A 367-nucleotide genomic window follows, 5' to 3' on the forward strand; every position below is an offset into this window, starting at 1 on the left:
GGCGCCCATCAGCAGCGCCGGGGTGGTTTTGTCGCAGCCGGTCAGCAGTACCACGCCATCGATCGGGTTGCCGCGAATGGCTTCTTCCACGTCCATGCTCGCCAGGTTGCGGGTCAGCATGGCGGTGGGGCGCAGGTTGGATTCGCCGTTGGAGAACACCGGGAATTCCACCGGGAAGCCACCGGCTTCGATCACGCCGCGTTTGACGTGCTCGGCGATCTGGCGGAAATGCGCGAGGCGACGCGGGTGCTCAGCGCCAAGGGCCTGGTGTATTCCAAGCCCCGGGTGGGCGCCGTGGTGCGGCCGCGCTTGAAATGGCACCTGCTCGACCCGGACGTGCTGTCCTGGTTGATGCAGTCCACGCCCC

The 367-nt window shown here is 67.0% G+C and carries 1 protein-coding gene; it reads right to left on the reverse strand.

Annotated features, from left to right (window positions below):
• Nucleotides 1-367, reverse strand: a 367-nt coding sequence (locus AC0L3B_RS38650; RefSeq protein ID WP_473382906.1) for a dihydroxy-acid dehydratase domain-containing protein, incomplete at both ends; no start/stop codon positions are given.

The organism is Bradyrhizobium sp. Kon56 (assembly GCF_055807635.1).